25 protein-coding genes are annotated in these 24,380 nt (G+C 63.7%); 14 read left to right on the top strand and 11 right to left on the bottom strand.

Features of this window, described 5'->3' with window-relative positions:
- Positions 1-207 precede the first annotated feature (207 nt).
- The gene (locus J8I26_RS17040; protein ID WP_209608296.1) at positions 208-1,956 is read left to right on the top strand and encodes a methyl-accepting chemotaxis protein; all 1,749 of its coding nucleotides are present in this window, start codon (positions 208-210) and stop codon (positions 1,954-1,956) included.
- Between the two features lie 232 nt (positions 1,957-2,188).
- Here the strand turns inward: J8I26_RS17040 and J8I26_RS17035 are convergent, their stop codons facing one another.
- The 3 genes from J8I26_RS17035 to J8I26_RS17025 are packed head-to-tail and all read right to left on the bottom strand — an operon-like array spanning position 2,189 to position 4,391.
- Positions 2,189-2,476 carry a putative quinol monooxygenase gene (locus tag J8I26_RS17035; RefSeq protein ID WP_209608295.1) on the bottom strand — a complete coding sequence of 96 codons (288 nt, stop codon included), beginning with the start codon at positions 2,474-2,476 and terminating at the stop codon, positions 2,189-2,191.
- Between the two features lie 58 nt (positions 2,477-2,534).
- Positions 2,535-3,647, bottom strand: a complete 1,113-nt coding sequence (locus J8I26_RS17030) for an isocitrate/isopropylmalate dehydrogenase family protein (protein WP_209608294.1) — start codon at positions 3,645-3,647, stop codon at positions 2,535-2,537.
- A 42-nt stretch (positions 3,648-3,689) separates the two neighbouring features.
- Entirely contained in the window at positions 3,690-4,391 is a 702-nt protein-coding gene (locus tag J8I26_RS17025) for a GntR family transcriptional regulator (RefSeq protein ID WP_245200383.1), read from the bottom strand.
- Between the two features lie 144 nt (positions 4,392-4,535).
- On the opposite strand from J8I26_RS17025, the gene J8I26_RS17020 reads away from it, so the two are divergent.
- From J8I26_RS17020 to J8I26_RS17000, 5 genes are all read left to right on the top strand, one after another.
- The gene (locus J8I26_RS17020) at positions 4,536-5,855 is read left to right on the top strand and encodes an MFS transporter (protein ID WP_209608293.1); all 1,320 of its coding nucleotides are present in this window, start codon (positions 4,536-4,538) and stop codon (positions 5,853-5,855) included.
- Positions 5,856-6,094: 239 nt separating this feature from the next.
- Entirely contained in the window at positions 6,095-8,011 is a 1,917-nt protein-coding gene (locus J8I26_RS17015) for an EAL domain-containing protein (RefSeq protein ID WP_209608292.1), read from the top strand.
- Between the two features lie 120 nt (positions 8,012-8,131).
- Entirely contained in the window at positions 8,132-9,067 is a 936-nt protein-coding gene (locus tag J8I26_RS17010; RefSeq protein WP_209608291.1) for a DMT family transporter, read from the top strand.
- An 83-nt stretch (positions 9,068-9,150) separates the two neighbouring features.
- A complete protein-coding gene (locus tag J8I26_RS17005) occupies positions 9,151-9,747 on the top strand; it encodes a phage protein NinX family protein (protein WP_209608290.1) in 597 nt (198 codons plus the stop codon).
- Positions 9,748-10,075: 328 nt separating this feature from the next.
- A complete protein-coding gene (locus J8I26_RS17000) occupies positions 10,076-10,813 on the top strand; it encodes a YitT family protein (protein WP_209608289.1) in 738 nt (245 codons plus the stop codon).
- Between the two features lie 97 nt (positions 10,814-10,910).
- Here the strand turns inward: J8I26_RS17000 and J8I26_RS16995 are convergent, their stop codons facing one another.
- From J8I26_RS16995 to J8I26_RS16985, 3 genes are read right to left on the bottom strand one after another with little or no spacing between them, the layout of a single operon-like run.
- Entirely contained in the window at positions 10,911-11,741 is an 831-nt protein-coding gene (locus tag J8I26_RS16995; protein WP_209608288.1) for a TIGR02285 family protein, read from the bottom strand.
- Positions 11,742-11,793: 52 nt separating this feature from the next.
- The gene (locus J8I26_RS16990) at positions 11,794-12,324 is read right to left on the bottom strand and encodes a hypothetical protein (RefSeq protein WP_209608287.1); all 531 of its coding nucleotides are present in this window, start codon (positions 12,322-12,324) and stop codon (positions 11,794-11,796) included.
- A gap of 27 nt (positions 12,325-12,351) precedes the next feature.
- Positions 12,352-12,663, bottom strand: a complete 312-nt coding sequence (locus J8I26_RS16985) for a hypothetical protein (RefSeq protein WP_209608286.1) — start codon at positions 12,661-12,663, stop codon at positions 12,352-12,354.
- Positions 12,664-12,882: 219 nt separating this feature from the next.
- Here J8I26_RS16985 and J8I26_RS16980 point away from each other — a divergent pair, with 219 nt between their 5' ends.
- The 3 genes from J8I26_RS16980 to J8I26_RS16970 all read left to right on the top strand — a co-directional run bounded on the left by J8I26_RS16980 (position 12,883) and on the right by J8I26_RS16970 (position 14,397).
- Entirely contained in the window at positions 12,883-13,470 is a 588-nt protein-coding gene (locus J8I26_RS16980; RefSeq protein WP_209608285.1) for a TetR/AcrR family transcriptional regulator, read from the top strand.
- A 178-nt stretch (positions 13,471-13,648) separates the two neighbouring features.
- Positions 13,649-14,146 (top strand): hypothetical protein, encoded by a 498-nt coding sequence (locus J8I26_RS16975; protein WP_209608284.1) that lies wholly within the window; start codon positions 13,649-13,651, stop codon positions 14,144-14,146.
- 41 nt (positions 14,147-14,187) lie between these two features.
- On the top strand, positions 14,188-14,397 hold the full coding sequence (locus J8I26_RS16970) for a hypothetical protein (RefSeq protein ID WP_209608413.1): 210 nt from the start codon (positions 14,188-14,190) through the stop codon (positions 14,395-14,397).
- Between the two features lie 54 nt (positions 14,398-14,451).
- On the opposite strand, the gene J8I26_RS16965 is transcribed toward J8I26_RS16970, so the two are convergent.
- The 5 genes from J8I26_RS16965 to J8I26_RS16945 all read right to left on the bottom strand — a co-directional run bounded on the left by J8I26_RS16965 (position 14,452) and on the right by J8I26_RS16945 (position 18,951).
- Positions 14,452-14,967, bottom strand: a complete 516-nt coding sequence (locus J8I26_RS16965) for a GNAT family N-acetyltransferase (RefSeq protein ID WP_209608398.1) — start codon at positions 14,965-14,967, stop codon at positions 14,452-14,454.
- An 84-nt stretch (positions 14,968-15,051) separates the two neighbouring features.
- On the bottom strand, positions 15,052-15,612 hold the full coding sequence (locus tag J8I26_RS16960) for an XRE family transcriptional regulator (RefSeq protein ID WP_209608283.1): 561 nt from the start codon (positions 15,610-15,612) through the stop codon (positions 15,052-15,054).
- Between the two features lie 63 nt (positions 15,613-15,675).
- On the bottom strand, positions 15,676-16,071 hold the full coding sequence (locus J8I26_RS16955; RefSeq protein ID WP_245200382.1) for a hypothetical protein: 396 nt from the start codon (positions 16,069-16,071) through the stop codon (positions 15,676-15,678).
- Between the two features lie 51 nt (positions 16,072-16,122).
- A complete protein-coding gene (locus tag J8I26_RS16950; protein ID WP_348635334.1) occupies positions 16,123-17,571 on the bottom strand; it encodes a sensor domain-containing diguanylate cyclase in 1,449 nt (482 codons plus the stop codon).
- A gap of 231 nt (positions 17,572-17,802) precedes the next feature.
- Complete coding sequence (locus J8I26_RS16945) at positions 17,803-18,951, bottom strand: GGDEF domain-containing protein (RefSeq protein WP_209608282.1); 1,149 nt, start codon at positions 18,949-18,951, stop codon at positions 17,803-17,805.
- A 290-nt stretch (positions 18,952-19,241) separates the two neighbouring features.
- Here J8I26_RS16945 and J8I26_RS16940 point away from each other — a divergent pair, with 290 nt between their 5' ends.
- The 5 genes from J8I26_RS16940 to J8I26_RS16920 all read left to right on the top strand — a co-directional run bounded on the left by J8I26_RS16940 (position 19,242) and on the right by J8I26_RS16920 (position 24,365).
- Positions 19,242-19,649: a VOC family protein gene (locus tag J8I26_RS16940; RefSeq protein WP_209608281.1), complete on the top strand. Its 408-nt coding sequence runs from the start codon at positions 19,242-19,244 to the stop codon at positions 19,647-19,649.
- 176 nt (positions 19,650-19,825) lie between these two features.
- Positions 19,826-20,044 (top strand): hypothetical protein, encoded by a 219-nt coding sequence (locus J8I26_RS16935; protein ID WP_209608280.1) that lies wholly within the window; start codon positions 19,826-19,828, stop codon positions 20,042-20,044.
- A 271-nt stretch (positions 20,045-20,315) separates the two neighbouring features.
- The gene (locus J8I26_RS16930) at positions 20,316-20,822 is read left to right on the top strand and encodes a sigma-70 family RNA polymerase sigma factor (RefSeq protein ID WP_209608279.1); all 507 of its coding nucleotides are present in this window, start codon (positions 20,316-20,318) and stop codon (positions 20,820-20,822) included.
- A complete protein-coding gene (locus J8I26_RS16925; protein WP_209608278.1) occupies positions 20,819-21,823 on the top strand; it encodes a FecR family protein in 1,005 nt (334 codons plus the stop codon). The genes J8I26_RS16930 and J8I26_RS16925 overlap by 4 nt, the downstream gene beginning before the upstream one ends.
- Before the next feature lie 118 nt (positions 21,824-21,941).
- The gene (locus J8I26_RS16920) at positions 21,942-24,365 is read left to right on the top strand and encodes a TonB-dependent receptor (RefSeq protein ID WP_245200380.1); all 2,424 of its coding nucleotides are present in this window, start codon (positions 21,942-21,944) and stop codon (positions 24,363-24,365) included.
- The last annotated feature ends 15 nt before the right edge of the window (positions 24,366-24,380 follow it).

The following is a 24,380-nucleotide window of genomic DNA, read 5'->3' as shown; positions in this document are numbered from 1 at the left end:
GCGCCTGCCAAGGCCGTGTCGACGATCTGTTCCCCATCTTGCATCCAGGATGTTGCGTATCCGCGTCAAGCCGAACGGCAAACGATTTATTGCCCCAATTCAATTTTAATGAATACGTTAATGCATGCAATAATCCGTGCTGGCGCCAACATGCCTAGCGGCGGCGCGGTATGCCCGCCGTCGCATTACATACATAAGGGGGGAATGATGAGTTGGTTCAACAACATGAAGATTGCGAAGAAGCTGGCGATTTCCTTCGCATGCGTATTGATATTGATGGCCCTGTCGGGCGGCTTTGCCATTGTGCAGCTCAAGGCGGTCAACGGCGCCTCCAGCGACATGTCGCGCAATTGGATACCGCGCCTGGCCACGCTGGCCGATCTCAAGCTGGTGCTGACCCGCATGCGCAGCAACGACGCGCAGCTGCAACTGACCGACGGCGACGACGAAGCCGGCAAGAAGGTGAATGCGCGCACCGAGGACGCCATCAAGGTGCTCAACAAGACGCTTGCCACCTACGAAACGCAGATCGCCCTGCCGGCCGAGCAGGCGATCTACCCGACGTTCAAGAAGAACGTGGAAACGCTGCTGCAGCATCACAAGATGATCGCCGAGGCCATGCAGGCGCATACGCTGGACGAGGCCAAGCGCGTCTTTCGCGGAGATGGCCAGGCCAACTATTTCAAGCTGACCGCCGATCTGGAAAAGCTGGTCAAGATCAATGAAGAAGGCGCCGAGCGGGCCAATCGCGGGGCGGACGACACCTTTGCCGACGCGCGCCTGGGCATCATCCTGATCCTGGCGCTGGCCATGCTGGCCGGCATCGCCCTGGCCGCCTATGTCGCCCGCTCCATCTCGCGCCCGCTGCGTCAGGCGGTGGTGGCCGCGCGCGCCGTGGCCGGCGGCGACCTGCGCACGGACATCCGCGCCAACAGCCGCGATGAAACCGGCGAGCTGATGGACGCCCTCAAGCTGATGAACGACGCGCTACACGGCATCGTGGCGCAGGTGCGCTCCGGCACCGACACCATCGCCACCGCCTCGGGCCAGATCACGCACGGCAATCTCGACCTGTCCTCGCGCACGGAGGAACAGGCCGGCTCGCTGGAGGAAACCGCCTCCGCGATGGAGCAGATGACCGGCACCGTCAAGCAGAACTCCGACAACGCGCGCCAGGCCAATGCCCTGGCCGCAACCGCCTCGCGCGTTGCGGTGGAGGGCGGCGACGTGGTCAGCCAGGTGGTCGACACCATGTCGTCCATCAATGAATCGTCGCGCAAGATTGTGGACATCATCAGCGTGATCGACGGCATCGCGTTCCAGACCAACATCCTGGCGCTGAACGCCGCGGTGGAGGCCGCGCGTGCCGGCGAGCAAGGGCGCGGCTTCGCAGTGGTGGCGTCCGAGGTGCGTTCGCTGGCCCAGCGCTCGGCCACCGCCGCCAAGGAAATCAAGCAGCTCATCGACGACTCCGTGGCCAAGGTCGAGGTCGGCGGCACCCTGGTGAACCGCGCCGGCGCCACGATGCGCGAAGTGGTGGATGCGGTGCGCAGCGTGACCGACATCGTCGCGGAGATTTCCGCCGCCAGCCAGGAGCAGAGCACCGGTATCGAGGAAATTAATCGTGCGATCATGCAGATGGACCAGAGCACGCAGGAAAACGCCGCGCTGGTCGAAGAGGCCGCCGCCGCCGCGCAATCGCTGCAGGATCAGGCGCAACAGCTCTCGGGTCTGGTGAGCGTCTTCAAGTTGTCGGCCGCCCATGTGCAGGCGCCGACCCTGGCGTCGGCAAGCGCCGCGTCCGGGGCTGATCCGGTGCGCCTGAAGGCTGCGGCAAAGACCGCATCGACGACAGTATCGACAACCGTGCCGAAAGCAGCCTTGCCAGCCGCGCGGCGGGCGCTCCCCGCGGCCGGCGCACAGGCGACGTCCGACGTCGAGTGGGAGACCTTCTGACGCCGGCCGCATTGCGTCGCGCCGATAGCCGCTGACGCAGGTCGGCGGCTATTTTTTCATCAGCGGCATCGGCTGTTGGACGCGCGTGAAAGGCCGCGTCTGCATCGCACTGCCCGGCGCTTCGTACCGCCGCCGCTGAGGCTGGTGTTTTCTTGCCGCCATCCCGCAAAACAAAAAGGCCCGGTTGGAAACAACCGGGCCAAACCAAGGCTTGCTCAATTGGGAGATTGAATCAAACCGGTGAAATCAGCGAGTAGCGTTCTATCTTCTTGGTTTCTACCCAGGGAGCGACCAGCTTGTCGAACTCCACGAAGTGCGTGGAGCGCAGGTGGATGTTGAAGGCCTCGTCGTCGGTGTAGCGCTCGTAGAGGTAAAAGACGCCTTCTTGGTTCTCGCAGACGTCGAAGAGATTACAGCCGGCTTCCTCGGCCAGTGAGGTGGCGGCGTTTTTCAGGATGGCCGCGCGGAACGCGGCGGCGTTGTCTTGCTTGACCTTGAAGGTGACGGCGATGATGAGCATGGCGGGATGGCTTTCCTTGAATGGGGAACAGCGCCGGCCAGTCGCCGGCGCCGCGGGCTTATTTGCCGGCGACTTCCGGCAGTGCGGCGATGACGGCGTCGGTCATGGCCTTGGTGCCGGCGTCGCCGCCGTATTCCATCGGACGGATCTTGCCGCTGCCCAGCACCGCTTCCAGCGCAGCTTCGATCGTGCGCGCGCGCTTTTCCAGCTCGGGCTGGTCGTGGCGGTCGGCCAGCCAGTCCAGCATCATGGCGCCCGACAGGAACATCGCGCCGGGATTGGCTTTGCCCTGGCCAGCGATGTCGGGCGCGGTGCCGTGCGCCGGCTGGAACAGGCCGTGGTGGTCGCCGACGTCGGCCGAGGGCGCCATGCCCATGCCGCCGATCAGGCCGGCGGCCAGGTCAGAGAGGATGTCGCCGAACATGTTCTCGGTCACCATCACGTCCAGCGTCCACGGTTTCTTGATCATGGTCAGGGCCATGGCGTCGACGTAGGCGTGATCGTAGGTGATGCCGGAGAAATCCCTGGCGGCGTCGTTGAACACGTCACGGAAGAAGGCCATCGAGGTGAATACGTTGGCCTTGTCGACGCAGGTGACATTGGCCTGGCCGCGGCGGCGCTTGCGCTGCTCGGCCAGCTTGAAGGCGAAGCGGCTCACGCGGTCGGTGCCGCGGCGGGTGATCTGCATGGTGTCGTAGGATTCGCCGGCCTCGTTGACCGAGCCCTTGCCGCGCGCATAGAACAGGCCTTCGGTCTGTTCGCGCACCAGCACGAAGTCGATCTTCTCGGCGCGCTCGTCGGTCAGCACCTTGGGCAGGCCCGGGAACCAGCGGATCGGGCGCACGCCGGCGTAGAGATCCAATGCCATGCGCAGGTCGAGCTGCGGGATCGGTTCGGTGCCGTCCGGATAACGCACATTAGGCCATCCCATCGCGCCGAACAGCACCGCGTGCGCTGAGCGCGCAGCGTCGAGCGTGCGTTCCGGCAGCGCTTCCCCGTGTTTGGCGTAGTGCTGGGCGCCGGCGTCGTAGCGGGTGAGCTTGAGCTGCGGGCCTTTGTCGAGTTGCTGGGCTGCTTCAAGCAGCGCCACGCACGCCTGCATCACTTCAACGCCAATGCCATCGCCTGGCAGCACTGCAATATCGTAGATCGACGGGGTAGTCTGGGACATGTTGATACCTAAGTGAGTGCGTATGATTTCTCATACGAAAAGCTAGAGCCGATTGAGCCCTAACCGGTTGAGTAGACTGAGCAGTTCGGTGCCTGCCCGTTTGCGGTGGGCGCGTTGCACGCTCCCAGCCAGGTTTGCATCGCCCGACCGGATGGCCGCGACCAGCTCGATGTGCTCGCGGGTCGAATGGGTCGGCTTGGGCCGGATGCGCAGCGTGACCATGCGGGCGCGGTGGGCGCGATCCCAGAAGTTCAGCACCACGTTGCGCAGCATGTCGTTGCCGCACAGCGTCAGCAGGTGAGCGTGGAACTGCTCATCGGCCGCGGCCCAGGCATCCAGGTCGTCGACCTTGAGCGCCTCGTCCATTGCCGTGGTGGCGTCGCTGAGCGGCTTCAACTGCGCATCGTCCAGGCCGCGCGCGGCGACCAGCTCGGCCGCCGTGGCCTCGAGCGAGGTCAGGATCTGGTAGATCTGCTCCATGTCCTCGGGCGAGACCGGCAGCACCCGCATGCCGTGGCGCGGCGTGACCTTGATCAGGCCTTCCTGCTGCAGCTTCATCAACGCTTCGCGCACCGGCGTGCGGCTCATGCCGAGCTCGGTGGCCACCATCGCTTCGGTGGCCTGGTAACCGGCGGACCAGACGTTGTCCAGGATCCGCTGCCTGATCGTGGCATAGGCGGCATCGGCCATGCGCCCGCTGGGGGCCTCGGTTTCCATCGTCTGTTGCAACTCGTTAGCGCTCATTTCTCACCATGTTTGATAGAACCAGGAAGCGCAATTGTGCATCAGCCAAGAAATAAGTTAACGAATACTTTAACGTATACGTTAGCATGTATGTGGAATTATTTTTAAATCCTGAACATATCTGTTGCTGAGGAGACAATAACTATGAGTGCTGACGAAATTGGGGCATCAACGGTCAAGCGGGTGACCAGGGTACTGATCCCGTTCCTGATGATCTGCTACCTGGTGTCGTTCATCGACCGGGTCAACGTGGGCTTCGCCGCGTTCCAGATGAACAAGGACATCGGGCTGACGCCGGCGGTGTTCGGTCTTGGGGGAGGGCTGTTCTTCATCAGCTACTTCCTATTCGAAGTGCCGAGCAACCTGGCGATGAAGAAGTTCGGGGCGCGCAAGTGGATCGCCCGCATCATGCTGAGCTGGGGCATCATCTCGGCCTGCACGGCGCTGGTCACGGGGCCGAACTCCTTTTATGTGGTGCGCTTCCTGCTCGGCGCAGCCGAGGCCGGCTTCTTTCCCGGCGTCATCCTGTACCTGACCCAGTGGTTCCCGGCGGCCACGCGCGGGCGCATCGTCAGCCTGTTCTATGTCGCGGTGCCGCTGTCCAGCTTCGTCGGCTCACCCATCTCCGCCGCTTTGCTGCAGATGGACGGGATCGGCGGCCTGTACGGCTGGCAGTGGCTGTTCGTGATCGAAGCGGCGCCGGCCGTGCTGCTGGCCTTCTTCACCTACTTCTGGCTGCCGGATTCGCCCAACGATGCCAAATGGCTGAGCGCCGAGCAAAAGCAATGGCTCAGCAACACACTGGAGGCCGAGCGCCAGCGCAGCGGCGCCGGTGCAGCGCCGGTGCGTGAAGGACGTACCTGGAAGATCATCTTCCATCCGCAGGTGCTGCTGCTGTCACTGGTCTATGCCGGCACCTCGGCAGCCAGCAACGGTTTGTCGCTGTGGCAGCCGCAGATCATCAAGAGCTTTGGCCTGAGCACCATCCAGACCGGCTGGCTCAACGCCATTCCCTTCGCCATTGCATCCGTGATGATGATCTGGTGGGGCGGCGTCTCGGACCGTCGTCGTGAACGCGTCTGGAGCACCGCGCTGCCGTTGTTGCTGTCGGCCTGCGCGCTGGGCGCAGGCATGCTCACCAAGCAGCTGGCGCCGGCCATGCTCTTCATGGTGCTCACGCTGGTCGGCACTTACGCGTTCAAGGGGCCCTTCTGGGCACTCTCTACAGAGCGGCTGGGTCCTGCAGCTGCCGCTGCCGGCCTGGCGCAGATCAACGCCGTCGGCAACCTTGCCGGTTTCGTCGGCACCTACCTGATCGGCGTGATCAAGGAACAGACAGGCAGTTTCGCGCTGGCGCTGACGCCTATCCTCGCGCTGCAGGTGATAGGCTTCATCCTGCTGATCGTGTCCAATAAAAGGAACGCGACACCCGCTCCCGAGACGCGCACGCAGACCAGTCATTGACCCGCCTGATGAGTGGGCCACAAAAGATGCCGGCGCATTGCGTCGGCATTTTTTATGCGGGAAGAGGGAATTTTTCCAGTGCGCTGCCAGGTCGGCACAGTGGCAAACAAAAAATACCGTGCGGAAATGCAGTTGCGCAATTCAGCCTCCGCTGCCTGTCTCTCGGGGATTTCCTGATGAGGTGAGGGGGCGAGGCCGGATAAAATAGCTCACCTCGTGATACGCCATTCACCCTCCCCATGATCGACCAGCTGCGCCGTTACTGGCGCATAGACAATAGCCAGCCGGAACTGCTGGCCGCCCAATACAAGGCATTTTCCCGGAAGATGCCGATGATGTATCTCATCCTGGTGGTCAACACCTGGGCGCTAGCCTATACCCATCTCGACTGGGCTCCGCGCTGGTTGAGCATCGTGTATCCGGCCGTCATGACGGTGTTTTGCGCAGCCCGTTTCGCGTTCTGGTGGCGCGGCCGCAAGATCGACCCCAGCCCGGAGGAGGCGGCTACGGCGTTGACGCGCACCAATGTGTTGACCGCCCCGATTGCCGTCAGCTTTTCCGTCTGGGCGGTGATGCTGTTCCCGTATGGCGATGCTTACGCGCATGCACATGTGGCGTTCTATATGGGCGTCACCGTCATCTGCTGCATCTTCTGCCTGATGTATCTGCGCTCCGCGGCGCTGACGGCGGCGCTGATCGTCAACGGCATCTTCACGGTGTTCTTCGTCTCCACCGATATTCCGGTGTTCGTTGCGGCCGCGCTCAACGTGGTGCTGGTGACGGCGGTGATGCTGGTGGTGGTCAACAGCCATTACATCGAGTTCAGGCGCCTGATCGACGCCCAGGTGAAGACGGCCATCCTGAGCGATGAAAACTCCCGACTGGCCAATCTCGATTCGCTCACGCAGATACCGAACCGGCGCAAGTTCTTCACGCTGCTCGACGAGGTCTGCCAGCGCGCGCAGGCCGGCAATGACCGCTTCGCGGTCGCGATCCTGGACCTGGACGGCTTCAAGGCCGTCAACGATTTGTACGGCCACGCTTACGGCGACAGCCTGCTGGAGGAAGTCGGCAGGCGCCTGCTCGACACCTGCCGGGCGGAGTACTTCCACCTGGCGCGCCTGGGCGGCGACGAGTTCGCGCTGATCATGGACCGCGACCTGAGCGACGAGGCGCTGCAGGAAATCGGCAAGCAGATCTGCGACGTCCTGCGCCGGCCCTTCGTGATCTTCAAGGCCACCGTGCAGATTGCCGCCTCGGTCGGCGTGGCGACCTTCCCCGACATGGCCTGCGATGCCCGGTCGCTCTACGAGCACGCCGACTACGCGCTGTACCACGGCAAGCGCGAGCGGCGCGGTACCGTAACCTTGTTTTCGGAACAGGACAAGGCGCAGATCCAGCGCAATGCCAACATCGAACAGGCGCTGCGCCAGGCCAATTTCGGTCACGAGCTCAGTGTGTACTTTCAGCCCATCGTCGACCTGCGCGATCGCCGCACGATCGCTTTCGAAGCGCTGGCGCGCTGGAACAGCCCGCTGGTCGGCCAGGTCTCGCCGATGGAATTCATCCCCGCCGCCGAGCGCATGGGCATGATCAACCAGCTCAGCGTCACCCTGCTGCGAAAGGCGCTGCAGGCGGCCTATCGCTGGCCGGAGCATATTCGCCTGTCGTTCAACCTGTCGGCCAACGACATCAACACCAGCGAAGGGCTGGCCGAGATCATGCGCGTGATCCGGGATTCCGGATTCGCGCCGCAGCGGCTGGATTTGGAGATCACCGAGACAGCAGTGTTGCACGACCTGGACAAGACCAGCCGGATGATCACGCAGCTGCGCCAGCTCGGCTGCGGCGTGACGCTTGACGATTTTGGCACCGGCTATGCCAGCCTGAGCCATCTGCTGGCGTTGCCGCTGACACGCATCAAGATCGACAAGAGCTTCGTGGCCGACATCGGCCACGACACGGTGAGTTACAAGATCGTCAAGTCGCTGCTTACGCTGAGCCATGACATGCAGGTCGCCTGCGTGGTGGAAGGACTGGAGACCGAAGGGCATCTGGCCATCCTGAGCGAGCTGGGCGCCACGCTGGGGCAGGGCTACCTGTTCGCCAGGCCGATGCCGACCGAGGAAGTCCTCGACTGGCTGGCGTCCACATAGCGGGCAAGGCCCCGGCAGCCGGGGCAGGGCGCGTCCGGCATTGCATAATTTTCACCCATCGCGGTGGCGCTCTCGTCCAGAATAAAGCGCATTCCAACTGACACCTCCGGAAGCGCAACCATGCCACGCGGCGCCACGCCCCTGCCATCGGTCAATCTCACGTCCACCCGACTGGCGGAAATCCTGCTGTGGGTGACGCCGGCCATCTGGTCTTCCAACTACATCATCGCTCGCGTCGGTGTCGGCGTGGTGCCGCCCAACACGCTGGCCTTCGGCCGCTGGCTGGTGGCGCTGTCCCTGATGCTGCCGCTGGTGTGGCGCGAGCGGCGTGCGCTGGTCGAGCACGGCCGGCGCGAATGGAAGCAGCTGCTCAGCTTTGGCGCGCTGGGCACCTGGATCTGCGGCTCGTTTCCCTATATCGCCGGGCAGACCACCTCGGCCACCAACATCGCGCTGATCTATTCGGCCGCACCGGTCGGCATCACCCTGGTCGGCAGCTACCTGCTGCGCGAGCGGCTGGCGCTGCGCCAGCGGCTGGGCATGCTGCTGGCGCTGGCCGGGCTGATGTTCATCATCTCCAAGGGCAGCCTGGATGCGTTGCTGGGCATCCGCTTCGTGGCCGGCGACCTGTGGATCGTGGCGGCGACGCTGGCGTGGATAGGCTTCACGCTGCTGCAGCAATGGTGGAAAACCGGGCTGACGCCGGTGCAGCGCCTGTTCGGCAGCACGCTGGCCGGGCTGCTGATCCTGTTTCCGTTCACTTGGTACGAGACGGCCAATGCCGCTGTCGGCTGGCTGACGCCCTATGCGTGTTTGCTCATTTTCATCGCCGGGTTGGTGCCCGGGCTGATGGCCTATCTGGCCTACACCTTCATGCTGCGCCAGTTGGGCGCCACGCGCACCGCGCTGCTGCTTTATCTGAGTCCGATCTACGCGGTGCTGGCGGCCTGGATCGTGCTGGGCGAGGCCCCGCACTGGTTCCATGCCGCCGGCGCGGCGCTGGTGCTGCCGGGTATCTACCTGTCGTCGAAGCGACGCGCCGCCGCCAGGGTCTGAGCGGGTTTGATGAGGCGAGGCGGCGGGCAGTACAATGCGCGGCCGCTTTATCTTCTTCCTCATCGTACTCATCGCCGATCGCCATGCCCCATTTCTACACAAACGACCTTGCCGGGACTGACCTCGATTTCTGGGTCGGCAAGGCCGAAGGCATCGCGGTCGTTCGCCACGGCGGGCAATGCCTGCTGGCCGGCGCCCAGCCCGGGCAAGCCGCGCAGCGCTACCAGCCGACGCAGGACAAAACGCTCAGCGATGCGCTGCTGGCCAAACATCGCATCGAGACCTTCAGGGCCGGCGAGCGTTGGAGCGCCGAGCTGAAGGGCAGCGACGGTCCCTGGGGCAACGGCGCCACACCGGCGGAAGCCGCCTTGCGAGCCATCGTGGCCGCGGTCTACGGCGATACCGTGGATGATCCCGACATGGCGCAGCCGACAATGAGTTTCTGGCTGGCCTTTGCCGCCTCAGGGGCGGCGCCGCCGCGCTGGTTGGGCCACGCCATCCTTGATGCCGTCGACATGGACGCCGCCGTCGCGCAGGCCCGCCGACTGGGTTTGCACCCGGGCACCGATGTACGTGTTTACCGCGTCAACGACGAGGACGCGCACCAGATCCCGGATGAACTGCGCGGCAGGGCGCTCAGCGCCGCCGAGGCGGCAAGCCTGGGGTGGCAGGACGCCTGAGCCGGCTTGCGCAAGCTCGTCAGATGAGAAGGCAGTCCGCGTGCGCGTCGAGCGGCGCGGCAAGATGGATACCGTTCGCCCCGGCTTGTACCGGGGCGTTTGCGTTTTCTGTTGGCATTTTTCTACTTTCCGCCGCCGTTGCATCGATCCGCCTTAGGCGAATTAACGACACACAGCATCTTTTTCAAGCTCGCCGCCGCCTGTCCGGCAGATCCCCGGGAAAAGAAATGTATACTTGCAGCAAATCGTTTCGCCTCGACCATCGCCAAGCCACAAGCAAACGCTCACGGTCGCAGGTTCAGTCCCCAGATTACCTTCAAGGGAAACCATGTATTTCAGCACTCGACGCCGCGTTGCCGGCGATCGCCTGGATGTGTCGCGCACCGCCCTGACCGGGACCGGCCCGTTGAATCGCACGCATCGCAGCGCAACAAATCTCACCGATATTCCCGCCCAGACTGCCAGTCAGGCCCAGCTTGTCCCCCACAATGCCCTGGACGATCTGTACGGCCTTTATCTTGGCGTGCTGTTTTCGGCCATGGGGATTTCCCTGTTGGCCAAAGGCGGGCTGATCACCGGCGGCATCGCCGGCATGGCTTTGCTGACGTCCCTGCTCACCGGCCTGGCGCCTGCGCCGCTGGTGCCGTTGATCAATATCCCGTTCATCGTGTTCAGCTTCTTTGCGATGGGCCGCTTCTTCGCCTCCAAGAGCATCGTGGTCAGCGCCGCCATCGGCGCCGTGGTGGCCGGCATCGACCATTGGCTCAATGTCTCGGGCGTGGGCAGCGGCTTCGCCGCCATTGCCGGCGGCACTTTCCTGGGCATGGGCATCCTGTGCCTGGCGCGCCACAATGCATCGATGGGCGGCACCGGCGCCGTCACCCTGTGGATCCAGCGTCGCTATCGCATCAACGCCGGCATCGCCCAGCTGGGCTTTGATCTGCTCCTGTTCGCGCTGGCCGCGGCGTCGCTGCCGCTGACCAAGATGTTGTGGTCGGTGCTGGGCACCGTGGCCATGAACGGCATGCTGATCGTCTGGCACAAGCCGGGGCGCTATCGCGGTTGATGCGCCTGGATGCGGCCGATGGCCGTTCTTCTCCCGATGAAAAAAGCCCGCGGTTGCGGGCTTTTTTGTGGGCGCCTCACGGTCGTTGTGAGCGCCATCATTGGATCCTGAGAAACACGCTGTCATAGATCTTGCGGATCTCCGCTACCGATTCCGGGTCGTGCCACTTCTCGACGATGCTGCGGTAGTAGGGCTTGTCGCGGTTGGCGGCGAGTACTTTGTCGATCTGCTCGATGACCTTGCGTCCCCATTCGTTTTTGGGGCACATCACCCGGTTGAAGACCACTTCGTCCGCTTCTTGCGTGGGGATGGCGACCAGTTCGCCGGCGCGGCCCATCAGCCGGGCCTGGTCGAAGGCCAGCAGCGGCAGCTCGATCATGTAGTCGATGCGCCCGGCCAGCAGCATGCTGATGGCTTCGACCTGCTCGGAATAGTATTCACGCGGCGGGTAGGCGGCCAGCAGCTTGTCCACCGTCGGGCTATAGGAGCGGTCGCGCATGACCGAGGTGGTCAGCTGGCGATTTTGCAGCAGCGCCTGTAAGGATTGCGGGCTCTTGAACTGGGCCAGGCGGTCGCGCCGCACGATGATGCGCAAGGGCAAGAAGATCGAGGTGGGCAGCGAGAAGTGGCCCAAGGCCTCGCGCTCGGGCGTCTTCAGCGTGCCGATGTAGCACCAGTGGCTGCCTTTCTTTATCTCGCTGAGCACACGGGGGAAGGGGGCGCCCAGCTCCATGTGCTGGTACTGGGGAAGGTTTTCTTTGATGACGTCGAGGGTCAGATCGAAGATGCCCTGGTGCGCCCATTCGCCCTCGCGGATCATGTAGGGCGGCACGTGATGCTTGCCCCAGATGATCTGGTCGGCGGCCATGGCCGCAGGGCCTGGCAGGGAGGCCAGCAGCAGGAAGCAACTCAGGACGCGGTACAGCATTGCTGGCTTTCTTCAAGTGGAAGCGAAGTGGGAAGGCGTTGCCGCCACGCGATCAATCCGTGTGCAGGCCCTTGATCGCCCAGTGCAGGACGGCGTTATATATTACTGAAGTATTGGCTTCATCTTCATCCTGCATCGCATAAGCCAGCGTCTGGATGCACTGGCGGCAGGCGTCGCGGTCGCCGGCATCGAAGTCGCGCCTGGCGTTGTCGAGCGCGCAGGCGAGATTTGCCGTCACATAGTTGCCGCTACGGGCCAGCGCGGCGAGATCCTGGATCAGGGCGGCGTATCGGTCGGCGATATCCAGATCGATGGAGATAGACATAGGTTCGGCGCTGCCACTGTAAAAAAAGCCCCCGGTCGCGAGACCGGAGGCGGAGCTGAATCTTGCAGGATTCAGGAGACGTGTGCAGATTTTAGAGGCGACGCCGGATTGCGCCCATCGGGAAAATCCTGAGGGCCGCGCTGATTGTGCGGGATTCATGGTGGCATCGTCCGGGTACGGGAGGAGCCCGATGCAATCGGCAAGAAGCGGCCAAGAAGCCTCCGCCTCCGCCTCCGCCTCCGCCACCGCGGTGTTCATTGGAATCCCCATAGGCGGTCTGCGCCCTCACTCCACCAGCCACAGATCCCGGCCTTCGCGGGTGGTGACCTTCAGCAGGCCGCTCGCCTTGCCGGTGATCGGGAAGATGCCGGAGAGGGCCACGCAGTGCTGCTGCGTCAGGTCGACGATCCTGCGGGTGGCCTCGTCCTTGGACTGTTCATTGTCGGTGTTCATGATGATGCGCGTAAGCTGTACGCGCATCTGCTGCACCTCCACGCTATCGCAGCCCATGTCCTGCTCCAGCATGACCGTGCGCTCGGCATGAGCGGCGCCGGCGGACAACAGGAGCATCGCCAGCCAGAACAAACGTTTCTTCACACAGCCCTCCATCGTTTCCGCTGCTTGTCTTGCTGCAACATGCGGATTGGTTAAGTATTTTTGCTGATTAAAAGTTACGTTGATCGACCGGATAAATCAAGCGCAGCGACCATCGCGCGTGTCATGGCGCGACAGCGGCGCGCGCCATCGTCGCGTTGCCGCATCATGAAATTTCAGCCGCCGCTTGACGACATACCTACTAGTTAGTAGGATGCGTGCATGGTTACTTCTTCCAACTCATCCAATACCGCCGAGAAAATCCTGCAGTGCGCGCAAACGCTGATCGTGGCCGGCAGCTACAACGGTTTCAGTTATGCCGATATCGCCAAGGTGATCGGCATTCGCAACGCCAGCATCCATCACCATTTTCCCAGCAAGGCGATCTTGGTGCAGACGCTGGTGAAGCAGTACCGCGAGGCTTCCCAGGCGGGGATCGCAGAAATGGAACGCAAGGTGGCCGATCCGGTGGTGCAGCTGCGTGCGTATTGCGGTTATTGGGAAGCCTGCATTGGCGATCCGGCGTCGTCTTTCTGCGTATGCGCCTTGCTGGCCGCGGAGATGCCGATGTTGCCGGAAGAAATCGCGCTCGAGGTCCGGGCGCATTTCCGGGCTTTATCGGCCTGGCTGGCGTCGGTGCTTGAGCGCGGCGGCAAGCAGGGCAGCCTGCGATTGGAACAGGCGCCCCAGGTCGAGGCGGAAACCCTGATGGCGACCGTGCACGGCGCCATGCTGGCGGCACGGGCCTATGGCGATACCAAGATGTTCAGCGCGATCGTCGGTGCGGTGCTGGCGCGCATGGGGGCTTGAGCGGAGGTCGGCCCACGCTCCGGCATCCTGCGCCGCCCGGCAACGCGGCGCTATTTTTGGAACATGAATCCTACTTACTGGTAGGTAGATTTAAGGCATCAGGCGGCGATCTTTCCTGCGGGAATGAATGGCCGCTCCTGTTACGCATCATTTTTAATTTTTGAATGGAGGAACACCCATGTTCGGCATTTCCCCTCTCGGATGGATCCATACCCTCGGCAGCTTGCCTGCCATCCCTGTCGCCGTGTACATGTTTGCGCGCTACGGTCGCATCGTGCCGCGCTCGGCGGCCGGCATCGTATATTTCATTTCAATGCTGATCGGCGCCGTCACCGTGTTCCTGGTGGCGCGCCAGCCGATCAGCAACGCCATCGGTGTCGCCACGCTGGCCTGCCTGCTGGCGGGTTATGGCGTCGGGCGGCTGGCCTGGCTGGGACGGGCGGGGCGTTACGTGGAGACGGGCTTGCTGAGCTTCACGGCCTTCTTGCTGATGGTGCCGACGGTGAGCGAAACGCTGCGTCGCGTGCCGGATGGCCATCCCTTCGTCACCGATCTGACCTCGCCGCTGCTGCTGGGCGCGCAGGCGGCCTTGCTGGTTCTGCTGATCGTGGGATTGACCGCGCAGTTCATGCACCTGCGCAGGCAAGGGCGGGCATTGGTCGCACCCCGTGCTTGAGATGACGCCATCCGGCGTCCCGCATTACAGAAGGAGGCAACATGGCGCGCAATCCAGTTACGCCCGTTATCCCGGTTGATCCGGTGGGGGCGGTCAGGCGGGTCGACAGCGGCTCGACCTACTTCCGGCATCTGGAACTATGGCGGATTCACTCCGAGGTGTATGGCGCCGAGAGGCGTCGCAAGCTGGAGCGCGGCGTGGAGGCCGGCTTTGAAGAAATCTTGAGGGACAGCGGCGCACGCGAGGACTGATTGGCGTGCGCCGGTGGACATTGTTGCGTCTGCGCAGCCTTCGCTGCGCGCAAATCAGTTGGCCGGGCGCTCGCGGTCGTCCAGCGTCAGCTGCAGGAAGGCCAGGTCCAGCCATTGGCCGAATTTGGTGCCGACCTGCTTGAGGTGACCCACGTGTTCGAAGCCCAGCTTCTCGTGCAGCGCCACCGAACCGCGGTTATTGGCCTCGATGCCGGCTACCATGACGTGCTTGCCCAAGGCGCGCGCCTTGTCGATCAGCACCTGCATCAGTTGCTTGCCGATGCCCGCGCCGCGCCGGTCCTTGTGCACGTAGACCGAATGTTCCACCGTGTGGCGATAACCGTCGAAGGCGCGCCAGTCGCCGAAGGTCGCGTAGCCCAGCACCTCGTCCGCAGGCGATACGGCCACCAGCACCGGATAGCCGCTGGCCTGCCGCGTGTTGAGCCATTCCAGGCGGTTCTGTTCGCTGACCGGGGTTTCATTCCAGATCGCGGTGGTGTTGTTGACGGCGTCGTTATAGATCGCGGCGATGCCGGGCACATCGCCGGCGTTGGCCTCACGTATCAGCATGGTGGAGTCGGTCATGTGTTATCAAGGTGGTCTACTATAGTGGACGACTGCGGCAAGGGCAATAGCGCTTGAGCGCAGCCGGAATCAGGTGGTGCTCAGCACGATGACGGCATATGTGCAGTCGGCGTCGCTCTCGTTTTCGAAGACGCAGTCGGCCGGTGGGCCGGGCTCCAGGCAATCGCCCTCGTGCAGCACATGGCGGGTGTTGCCTTCGACAAACACCAGTTCGCCCTCCAGCACCCATATCTGCTGGCGAATGAAGGCGTAGGCCGAGGCCGGCATCGGCACTGCGGTGCGCGCCGGCAGGGTGATGTGCACGATATCGAGCGGAAGATCGGACTTCGGCGATACATGGCGGCGCACGTAGCCGCTGTCCGGGTCGGTCCAGACCGGCTGGTTTTCCTTGCGCAGCAATTTTCCCTGGCCCAGTTCGGCGCGCGCCATCAGCGCTGACATGCTCAGGCCGAAGGCGCCGGAGAGTTTGGCCAGTAAATTGGCGGTGGGGCTGCTTTCGCCGCGCTCGATCTTGAAGATCATCGCGCGCGACACCGTCGAGCGTTCGGCCAGCTCAGTCAGCGACCAATGGCGGCTTTCCCTTTCGATGCGGATGCGTGCGCCGATGCGCTGGTCAAGGTCTTTGCTCATATTCGTACTATTTTAGTGGACGAATATGCGTGATGCAACGCAGCGTTGCTGCGCAGGAGAGACTCAGGCGAACGCCGTGAAGCCGGCCGGAATCACCCGTCTGGGCGCGAGCGAGCCGGCCGTCGGCAGGTCGCTCCAGTCCTGCAGGCCATCGACCAACAGCAGTCCCGACCATTCGGCGTCCGACGGCGGAGCATCGTCGCGCTGCAGGCGGTAGGACAAGCTCTTCAATCCGCAATAGTGTTCCAGGAAGGCCCGGGCGTCGGCGATGCGCGCGCGCAGCTGGGTGACTGTGTCGGCGCCGTCTTTCTGGATCGGCAGAAATTCATAGGTGACCTCGGGATGCAGGAACTCTGTCAGACGCGTGATCACCTTCTCCAAGTCGGGCGCGCTGTCCGAAAATTCATAGCGGGCGGGCTTGTCTTCGTCGCGAAGCTGGTATCTGATGAGGCAGCGCATGGTCGGATTCCGGTGGCGTGAATGTTGAGGGGAGGCGGCAGGCGATATGGATCAGGCCGCCATGTAAGTCTTGCCGAGCGTCTTCAGTACGGTGAAGTCCCGGTGCACGGCGCGGTCGCGGCCTTGCTCCTTGGCGCTGTACAGGGCTTCGTCGGCGACCTCGATGAGATCGCGCGGCGCTGCCTGGAAGCCGCCGGCATGCGCCAGCGTGGCCACGCCGACGCTGATGGTGACCGCGCCGCCGGGGCTGGCCGCGTGTGCGATCCTCAGTGCACGGACTGCTTCGACCATCTGGTCGGCCACGGCATGGGCGCAGGTCTTGCCGCAGGTCGGCAGGATCAGCGCGAACTCCTCGCCGCCATAGCGCGCCACCACGTCGCAATGCCGCTGCGCCACGTTGGCGATGGCCGCGGCCACCTGCTGCAGGCAGACGTCGCCGGCGGCATGGCCGTAGGTGTCGTTGAATTTCTTGAAGTGGTCCACATCCAGCATCACCAGCGACAGGGAGCCGCCGGAACGACTGAAGCGCGCCAGTTCGGAGGACAGCGTCTGGTCGAAATAGCGGCGGTTGAACACCTCGGTCAGGCCATCCTTTTGCGCCTGCGCCTCCAGCGCCTGGTACAGCTCTTCGAGCTCCAGTTTCGACTCGATGGCCTGGCGTTCAGCGGCTTCGCGGCGCGAGACCTGGGCCACCAGTTTGTTGCCGCCGTAACAGATGACGAGCAGCAGCAGCGCCACGCCGAGGCTGCGCACCCACAGGTGGCGGCTCCAGTCTTCCAGCACGTCGTTCTTGCCCAGCGATACCACCACGAACAGCGGATAGGCGGCCGGATGCTGGTAGCTGCTGATGCGCACCACGCCATCCTGCGGCGAGCGCATCTCAAAGGTGCCGCCCGGGCCGCGGCTGACGTAGTCGCGGAACAGCGGCATGCGCGAAATATTCTTGCCCACCGAATCGCTGAGCAGCGGGCGGCGGTGAATCAGCGTGCCGTCGCTCAACCCGAACAGGATCGCGCCTTCGCGCCCGATATCGAACTGCTGGTAAAAGCGGTCGAAGTAGGAGAGATCGATAGTAGCCAGCGCGACGCCGGCGAAGGAGCCGTCGGGATTGTTCACGCGGCGACTGACGGTCAGCACCCATTGGCCCGATGTCTGGCTGCGCATCGGCTTGCCGATGTAGGCCTTGTCGGTGCGGTGCGTGAGGTGATAGCGGAAGTAATCGTGCTCCGCATTGTTGAAGCGGGTCTGCAGCAGGGGTTGCGAATTGACCAGCCAGCGCCCCTTGGCGTCGTAGACGAACAGGCCCGCCAGCTGCGGCATGGCGCCCACCGTGGTCACCATGAATTCATGCGTTCTGATCCGGCCGGCGGCGGATGCGCCGTCGTTTTGCAGATGCTCCAGCACGCTTTGCAGCACGATGTCGACCTCGTTGAAGGTCTGGTCGGCATGCTGCGCGAGCGCCACCGCCATATTGGAGGAGGCTGTGTTGGCCTGTTCGATCTCGACGCTGCGGGCCCGCTAGGCGGACCAGGCTTCCAACGTCACGATGACGGCGCACACCAGGACGACGAAGATCTTCGTTGCCCGTGATGTATGCGATGTTGGTTGACCTGTCATGATGCGTCCCTGAAACGGCTTTTCTCAGGAACACATCTTTCTAAAGAACCCGCTTTGCGTCTATCAGGAAATGCCCTACAGGCGCTATGGCAGAGGGTGCCGCGGTGCCTGTACTTACGCGGCGGGCATGAGCTTGAGCCTGTCGCGGCCTTCGCGTTTGGAGGCGTAGAGGGCGCCGTCGCCGCGTTCAATCAGCGCAGCCAGGCCTGACGACGGTTGCTCGAACAGCGTTCCTCCCACGCTCAGCGTGACTGCGTTGGGGGTGGGGAACTCCTCCTGCGCTTTCTGCGCAAAAGCGTCGCGCAGATTGTCGCAAAGCGCCGCCACGTCGTCGTCGGATGAGCCCTCCAGCAGAATCAGGAACTCGTCGCCGCCCAGGCGCGCCGCCAGCGCGCTGCGCGGCAGGGCGTCGCGCATCATGTCGCTCAGGGCCACCAGCAGCTTGTCGCCGGCGGCATGACCGTAGAGGTCGTTGACCTGCTTGAAATTGTCGATATCGATTAGCAGCAGGGCGCCGGGATTGGCCGGCGAGGCCAGCGCCAGCAGGCCGGGCGCGCGACGGTCCAGTGCGCGGCGGTTGTACAGGCCGGTCAGGGGGTCGCGCGCGGCGAGCTGTTCGATGCGTTCTTCGCGACGGTGGCGCTCGGTGCCCGTCATGGACAAGGCGATCAGCATGATCGCCATGGCGCCTTCCACCAGCGAGATCTGGATCACCAGGCCGCGGAAGGCGGGCAGGTCGACGCTGCCGCCCAGCACCAGCGTGGAGCCGGCCTTGGCCAGGTAGAACAGGCCGTGCACCAGCAGCACATAGCGCAGCTGCACCGCGCCCACGCTGAGCGACACGCCGTGCGGGCGCAGCAGGAAGCTGGCGCGCAAGGTGATGCCGGCGATCAGCAGCGACTGGATGCAGAGCATCACCTTGGACCACCAGGCTTGGTTGGGCAGCAGCAGCATCGCCAGCCAGAGCACGGCGATCAGGTACCAGCCGCGGGAGAGCCGGGTGCGCGTGAACCAGGCCACGCCGGCCAGGAACAGGCCGTGGGCAGCGATCAGCAAGCCGTTGGCGAACCAGATGCCGAGCAACAGGAAGCCGGCCGAGCGCGCCAAGGCCAGCACGCAGCCCACGGTGATGACGGCGAAGCCGGCGCTCCAGAACAGCAGGGACTTTTCGCGTACGCTGGTCCATTCCACCGCCAGGTACAGGCCCGCGGCCGCGGCCAGTGCAGTGGAAAGAATGAGGATGGTGGTGGGATCTAAAGCCATGAATAACGGATCTGCAAATACTTGCCGCGCAAAAACAATCGGATGCGCGGCGAAGGGTATTTTAGCCTCCGGCAACTTTTGCGGCTTGCCTAACTTGCTTCTCTGTTGCGACCTTGCTGCGCGAGCAGGTGTTGATGCCACCGGGATAACGCAAATGTTGCCGCAGGGGATTGTTTCAGCGTGTCCGGCGTATTGCCGTTGCGTTGACCTGGCGTTGAACAATTCCCCTGCGGTAAGCTCTGAACCATATCGCCGCCGCCAACCAGCCCACGACATCATCGCTTTTCATCATGCGCCTGCACGCCATCCATCACGTTGCCATCATTTGCTCCGACTATCAGGTGTCCAGGGCCTTTTACGTCGATCTGCTGGGGCTGCGCGTGGTAGCGGAAAATTACCGCGCGGATCGCCAGTCGTACAAGCTGGATCTGGCCCTGCCCAATGGCGGACAGCTCGAGCTGTTTTCTTTCCCTTCGCCGCCGCCGCGCACGTCGCGGCCGGAGGCCTGCGGTTTGCGCCATCTCTCGTTTGCGGTGGAGGACGTGGCATTCGCCAAGCGTTGGCTGGAGGGGCAAGGCGTGCAAGTGGAGCCGGTGCGGGTCGACGAATACACGCAGCGGCGCTTCACCTTCTTCGCCGATCCGGACGGCTTGCCGCTGGAGTTGTATGAGCAGGCGGAGCAAGCGGCGCGGGGATGACCCTGGTAGGAGAGTGAAAGCGTTGACGATCCGATATCTCATCACTTGTGTGACCGATAAAGGGCGGCGCAGAGGCAATCCGTGTAATCGAAATGCAATCTCATCCGTATATAATCGATGAACCTTGGCGCCTGAGTCCTGGCGTTTGAATCTTTCCCTCACCATCGGACCTTTCCATGGCGTCGCTCACCTGCGGCTTCACCTACCGCAATTTCGATGTCACCATTGTCGGCTATGAAATGCCCGGCGGGTGGCGGCTTGCGGTCGAGTTGCGCAAGGGAGCGGAGACCGAACTGCTGCGCGATACCGAGAGCCTCTACCCGGATTTTGCCAGCCTGCGCAGCATGGGCATCTGGACCGCCCACCTCGCGATCATGCGCAAGACCACCGGCTAGTCGGCCGTCTCTTCAACTTTGCCATTCCCCTGTCTGCATCGTGTCGGTATGCCCGGGCGCGTTGCCGGATGTTTCGTATTGTTAGTCAAATAACGTCCGGCAGCCGGCGCGTGGCCGGTTTCTTTACAAGTGAAAATCTTTTACCGTGTGATTCCCGAGCCACAGAAGGATGGGACGTTGTCGGCATGACCACGCTTGCGTTGCCGGCCTTGCACACATCATCGTTAATAGTAATAATTCTCATTTTTAACGATGAAACGTTCCCACCATCATGTCTTCCGGCGCGCAAGATGCCCAGCTGGCGCAGTTCTACGATGCCCATCATGACTGGCTGCAAGGCTGGCTGCGTCAGCGGCTGGGCTGTGGGCACGATGCCGCTGACCTGAGCCAGGACACGTTCATCCAAGTGGTGGCTGCGCGCAACGTGGCGCAGATCGAGGAGCCGCGCGCTTTCCTGGCGACGTTGGCGAAGCGGGTGATGTTCAACTTCTGGCGTCGGCGCGACATCGAGCGGGCCTACCTGGAGGAGCTGGCGCAATTTCCCGCCGCCTGGGCGCCGTCGGAAGAAGACCGCGCCCTGGTGCTGGAGGCCCTGCAGCAGATCGATACCGTGCTGAGTGGGCTCAAGCCGCGCGTGCGCGAAGTCTTCTTGCTGAGTCAGTTGCATGAGCTGACCTACAGCCAGATCGGCGAGCGGCTGGGCATGCCGGTCATCACCGTGCGCCGCTACATGACGCAAGCCATGCGCGCATGCTGGCTCGCGGCCGAGCCGCAATGAGCGCGCGCGTCCGCGGCGCCGCGACGGCGCTCGACAATCCCGTCGCCGAGCAGGCCATCGAATGGATGGTGTTATTTCGCTCGGGCGAGGCCACGCCCGACGACTATCACCGCTTTGCCATCTGGAGCGCCGCCGACCCGCGCCATGCGCAAGCCTGGGAGCGCATGCAGGGCATGCTGCAGCGATCTTTCGCGCCGATCCGCGATGCCGACGCGCGTTCGCCCGGCCAGGCCGCGGCGGTCGAGCGGATCATGCTGCGTCCGCCGCAATCTGCCGATTCGCCGGCGAGGCGCAAGGCCTTGCGCCGCACGCTGGCCTTCGCCGCCGCCGGCGTCGCCACGGCGACGCTGCTCCACCGCTCCTGGTCCCTGGCCGATCTCAGCGCCGATCTGCGCACCGGCACCGGACAGCGGAAAAGTGTCGCGCTGCCGGACGGCAGCACGCTGGTGCTCAATGCCCGTTCGGCCGTCGACATCGATTTCAGCGGCAAGCAGCGCCGCGTGCGCTTGCGCCAAGGCGAGCTGATCGCCACGGTGGCGGCGGATGCCGCGCGTCCCTTTGTGGTCGAGACTGCGCACGGAACGGCGCGCGCATTAGGTACGCGTTTTCTGGTGAGGCTGGAAGAGGCGCGCAGCATGGCGCTGGTGCTCGAGCACAGCATCCGTGTGGACAACGGCAGCAGTCGGCAGGAATTGCGGCAGGGCGAAGCGGCCTACTATCACGCTGGCGCCATCGAGCGCATCGTGGATGATCGCAGCGGCCGCGCCGCCTGGGCCGACGGCATGCTGGTAGCCAACGAGGAGCCGCTGGGCGATGTGGTGGCCGCGTTGCGCCCGTACCGCAAGGGCTTCCTGCGGGTGTCGCCTGAGGCAGCGCGGCTGCGCGTCCTCGGGGCCTTCCCGCTGGACGACACCGACAACGTGCTGCGTTCGCTGGAACAGACCATGCCGCTGCGCATCCGCAACTTCGGCAATGTGCTGGTCACCATCGATGTGCGATAGGGCTGGGCAGAGCCACAGGAATTTTTTATTTTTTCTTTCATCGGAATGATCACTTTCCGACGGTTGGCGTTACCTCCTTTTTAGACCGATACATCATTCTAAAAAGGAAACCCTCTTCATGAATCCGCGTCCCTTCCGCTCTTCCCGTTCCCGCTTGCAGCCGCGCGTACTGGCGCTGGCAATCTCGGCCGCGTGCGCCGTGCTGGCGGCGCCTGCCGCCATGGCGCAGGCTGCGGGCGCCGCCGCTGCCGTGCAGACGCGCGCCTATCAATTGCCGGCCGGGCCGTTGGGGACGACGCTGATGCAGATCGCGCAGCAGAGCGGCCAGGCCATCGCGGTTGATCCCGAGCTGGTGCGTGGTCGCCAGGCGCCGGCCATTCGCGGCAACCTCAGCGCCATCGAGGCGGTGCAGCAGGCCATCGCCGACAGCGGCCTGCAATTGCAGCAGACTGCCAACGGCACGCTGACCCTGAAGCGCAGCGAGGGCGGCAGCGCCGACACCGGCGCCAGCCTGCCGGTGGTGACGGTGGCCGCCGCGCGCACCGGGCAGGCGCCGACCCAGGGATCGGACACCTACACCATTCGTGAGAGCAGCACCGCCACCCGCATGGGACTGTCGCCGCGCGAAACGCCGCAGACCATCACGGTGACCACGCGCGCCAAGATGGATGACTTCAAGCTCAATACCGCCAACGATGTGCTGGCCAATACCGCAGGCATCACCGTGGAGAAGTCGGAGACCGACCGCACCTATTTCACCGCGCGCGGTTTCGACGTCACCAACTTCATGTTCGACGGCGTGGGCGTGCCGCTGACCTACGGCGCGCAGGCGGGTGATCTTGATACCGCCATGTTCGACCGCGTCGAAGTGCTGCAGGGCGCCAACGGCCTGGCCGTGTCCACCGGCAATCCGTCGGCCACGGTCAACTTTGTGCGCAAGCGTCCCACCCAGGAGCTCCAGGCCTCGGCCGGCCTGACGCTCAGTTCGTGGAACACCAAGCGCATGGATGCCGACATCTCCGGCCCGCTCAACGAAGCCGGCACGCTCTCGGGTCGCCTGGTGGTCGCGCACCAGGAGGGCGACTCCTACCTTGACCGCTACCATCCGACCAAAGACCTGGTCTATGGCGTGTTGCAGGCTGATATCAGCAGCGCCACCACGGTCACGCTGGGCTACAGCTACCAGAAGGTGCATGGCAAGGGGGCGATGTGGGGCGCCTTGCCGCTGACGTATGCGGACGGCAGCCCGGCGCAGTACGGGGTGGGGGCCAACACCTCGGCCGACTGGTCTTACTATGACTCCAAGGAGCAGCGCGCGTTTGCCGAGCTGGCGCAGCAACTCGGCAACGGCTGGACGTGGAAGACCTCGCTGAACCACGACGCCATCGATAGCGACAGTTCCCTGTTCTATGTCGCGGGCGCCTATGACGCCTCGAGCGGCACCGGTCTCTACGGCTTTCCGTCGGCCACCGTCAGCAGCAACAAGCGCACCTTCGCCGACAGCAACGTGGGCGGCAAATTCAGCCTGTTCGGGCGCGAGCATGACCTCAACGTCGGCGTGAGCTGGTCGCGCTCCACGCAGGACCAGGTCAGCCGCAACTCCGACTCCGGCGCCGGCGGCTACTACTACGACATCCCCTTGTCGCAGGCCTTCGGCGGCGCCTTCCCGACGCCGGTCTACAACGGCGACATGACCACCCAGGCCTATGCCGACACGCGCAAGACGGTCTACGCGGCCACGCGCCTGAACCTGCATGACCGCGTCAAGCTGCTGCTGGGCATCAACTACACGCGTGCCGACTCCACCGGTTATTCGGAGTCCAGCTCGCACGTGCTGAACCAGTCGGCCAGCTCGCCCTACGCCGGACTGGTGGTGGACCTGAGCGAACACATCTCGGCCTTCGGCAGCTACACCAAGATCTTCAACCCGCAGTACCAGGTCGACGTCAACCATGCCACGCTGGCCGCAGCCCGCGGCGACAGCTACGAGCTGGGCCTGAAGGGCGAGTTCTTCGAGCGTCGCCTGAACAGCTCGGCATCGGTGTTCCGCGTCAAGCAGAACGGCGCGGCCAGCTACGCCGGCATGGCCTCGGACGGCTCCTACTACTACACCGGCATCAACGCCCGCTCCGAAGGCGTGGAGTTCAACCTCAACGGCCAACTGGCCCGAAACTGGCAGGCCGGCCTCGGCCTGGTGACGATGCGCATCGTCGGCGACGACGGCGCGCAGGTGCGCAACTATGTTCCGCGTCGCCAACTGCGCCTGTCCACCACCTATCGCGTGCCGCAACTGGAGCAGCTCAAGGTCGGCGCCAGCCTGCTGTATCAGGGCAAGACCAGCTACGACACCAGCAATGCCGCCTACCAGGGCGGTTACTCGGTGTTCAACCTGATGTCCAGCTACGAGATCAGCCGCAACCTGACGTTGTCGTTCAACCTGAACAACGTGTTCAACAAGAAGTACCTTTACAGCGTGTCGCAGGGATCGGGCTATTACGCGCCGCCGGTCAACGGCAGCGTGGCGATCAACTGGAAGTACTGATCGCTGCTGCAAAAA

Source organism: Herbaspirillum sp. LeCh32-8 (assembly GCF_017814915.1).
Taxonomy (GTDB): Bacteria; Pseudomonadota; Gammaproteobacteria; order Burkholderiales; family Burkholderiaceae_D; genus Herbaspirillum.
The sequence above is the reverse complement of the archived record's forward strand: the minus strand, read 5'-3'. Positions and strand labels throughout refer to the sequence as shown.

Excerpts from the sequence above, each read along its gene's own strand:
- J8I26_RS17040 (WP_209608296.1), top strand. The coding sequence starts at position 208 with ATGAGTTGGTTCAACAACATGAAGATTGCGAAGAAGCTGGCGATTTCC.
- J8I26_RS17035 (WP_209608295.1), bottom strand. The coding sequence starts at position 2,476 with ATGCTCATCATCGCCGTCACCTTCAAGGTCAAGCAAGACAACGCCGCC.
- J8I26_RS17030 (WP_209608294.1), bottom strand. The coding sequence starts at position 3,647 with ATGTCCCAGACTACCCCGTCGATCTACGATATTGCAGTGCTGCCAGGC.
- J8I26_RS17025 (WP_245200383.1), bottom strand. The coding sequence starts at position 4,391 with ATGAGCGCTAACGAGTTGCAACAGACGATGGAAACCGAGGCCCCCAGC.
- J8I26_RS17020 (WP_209608293.1), top strand. The coding sequence starts at position 4,536 with ATGAGTGCTGACGAAATTGGGGCATCAACGGTCAAGCGGGTGACCAGG.
- J8I26_RS17015 (WP_209608292.1), top strand. The coding sequence starts at position 6,095 with ATGATCGACCAGCTGCGCCGTTACTGGCGCATAGACAATAGCCAGCCG.
- J8I26_RS17010 (WP_209608291.1), top strand. The coding sequence starts at position 8,132 with ATGCCACGCGGCGCCACGCCCCTGCCATCGGTCAATCTCACGTCCACC.
- J8I26_RS17005 (WP_209608290.1), top strand. The coding sequence starts at position 9,151 with ATGCCCCATTTCTACACAAACGACCTTGCCGGGACTGACCTCGATTTC.
- J8I26_RS17000 (WP_209608289.1), top strand. The coding sequence starts at position 10,076 with ATGTATTTCAGCACTCGACGCCGCGTTGCCGGCGATCGCCTGGATGTG.
- J8I26_RS16995 (WP_209608288.1), bottom strand. The coding sequence starts at position 11,741 with ATGCTGTACCGCGTCCTGAGTTGCTTCCTGCTGCTGGCCTCCCTGCCA.
- J8I26_RS16990 (WP_209608287.1), bottom strand. The coding sequence starts at position 12,324 with ATGAACACCGCGGTGGCGGAGGCGGAGGCGGAGGCGGAGGCTTCTTGG.
- J8I26_RS16980 (WP_209608285.1), top strand. The coding sequence starts at position 12,883 with ATGGTTACTTCTTCCAACTCATCCAATACCGCCGAGAAAATCCTGCAG.
- J8I26_RS16975 (WP_209608284.1), top strand. The coding sequence starts at position 13,649 with ATGTTCGGCATTTCCCCTCTCGGATGGATCCATACCCTCGGCAGCTTG.
- J8I26_RS16970 (WP_209608413.1), top strand. The coding sequence starts at position 14,188 with ATGGCGCGCAATCCAGTTACGCCCGTTATCCCGGTTGATCCGGTGGGG.
- J8I26_RS16965 (WP_209608398.1), bottom strand. The coding sequence starts at position 14,967 with ATGCTGATACGTGAGGCCAACGCCGGCGATGTGCCCGGCATCGCCGCG.
- J8I26_RS16960 (WP_209608283.1), bottom strand. The coding sequence starts at position 15,612 with ATGAGCAAAGACCTTGACCAGCGCATCGGCGCACGCATCCGCATCGAA.
- J8I26_RS16955 (WP_245200382.1), bottom strand. The coding sequence starts at position 16,071 with ATGCGCTGCCTCATCAGATACCAGCTTCGCGACGAAGACAAGCCCGCC.
- J8I26_RS16945 (WP_209608282.1), bottom strand. The coding sequence starts at position 18,951 with ATGGCTTTAGATCCCACCACCATCCTCATTCTTTCCACTGCACTGGCC.
- J8I26_RS16940 (WP_209608281.1), top strand. The coding sequence starts at position 19,242 with ATGCGCCTGCACGCCATCCATCACGTTGCCATCATTTGCTCCGACTAT.
- J8I26_RS16935 (WP_209608280.1), top strand. The coding sequence starts at position 19,826 with ATGGCGTCGCTCACCTGCGGCTTCACCTACCGCAATTTCGATGTCACC.
- J8I26_RS16930 (WP_209608279.1), top strand. The coding sequence starts at position 20,316 with ATGTCTTCCGGCGCGCAAGATGCCCAGCTGGCGCAGTTCTACGATGCC.
- J8I26_RS16925 (WP_209608278.1), top strand. The coding sequence starts at position 20,819 with ATGAGCGCGCGCGTCCGCGGCGCCGCGACGGCGCTCGACAATCCCGTC.
- J8I26_RS16920 (WP_245200380.1), top strand. The coding sequence starts at position 21,942 with ATGAATCCGCGTCCCTTCCGCTCTTCCCGTTCCCGCTTGCAGCCGCGC.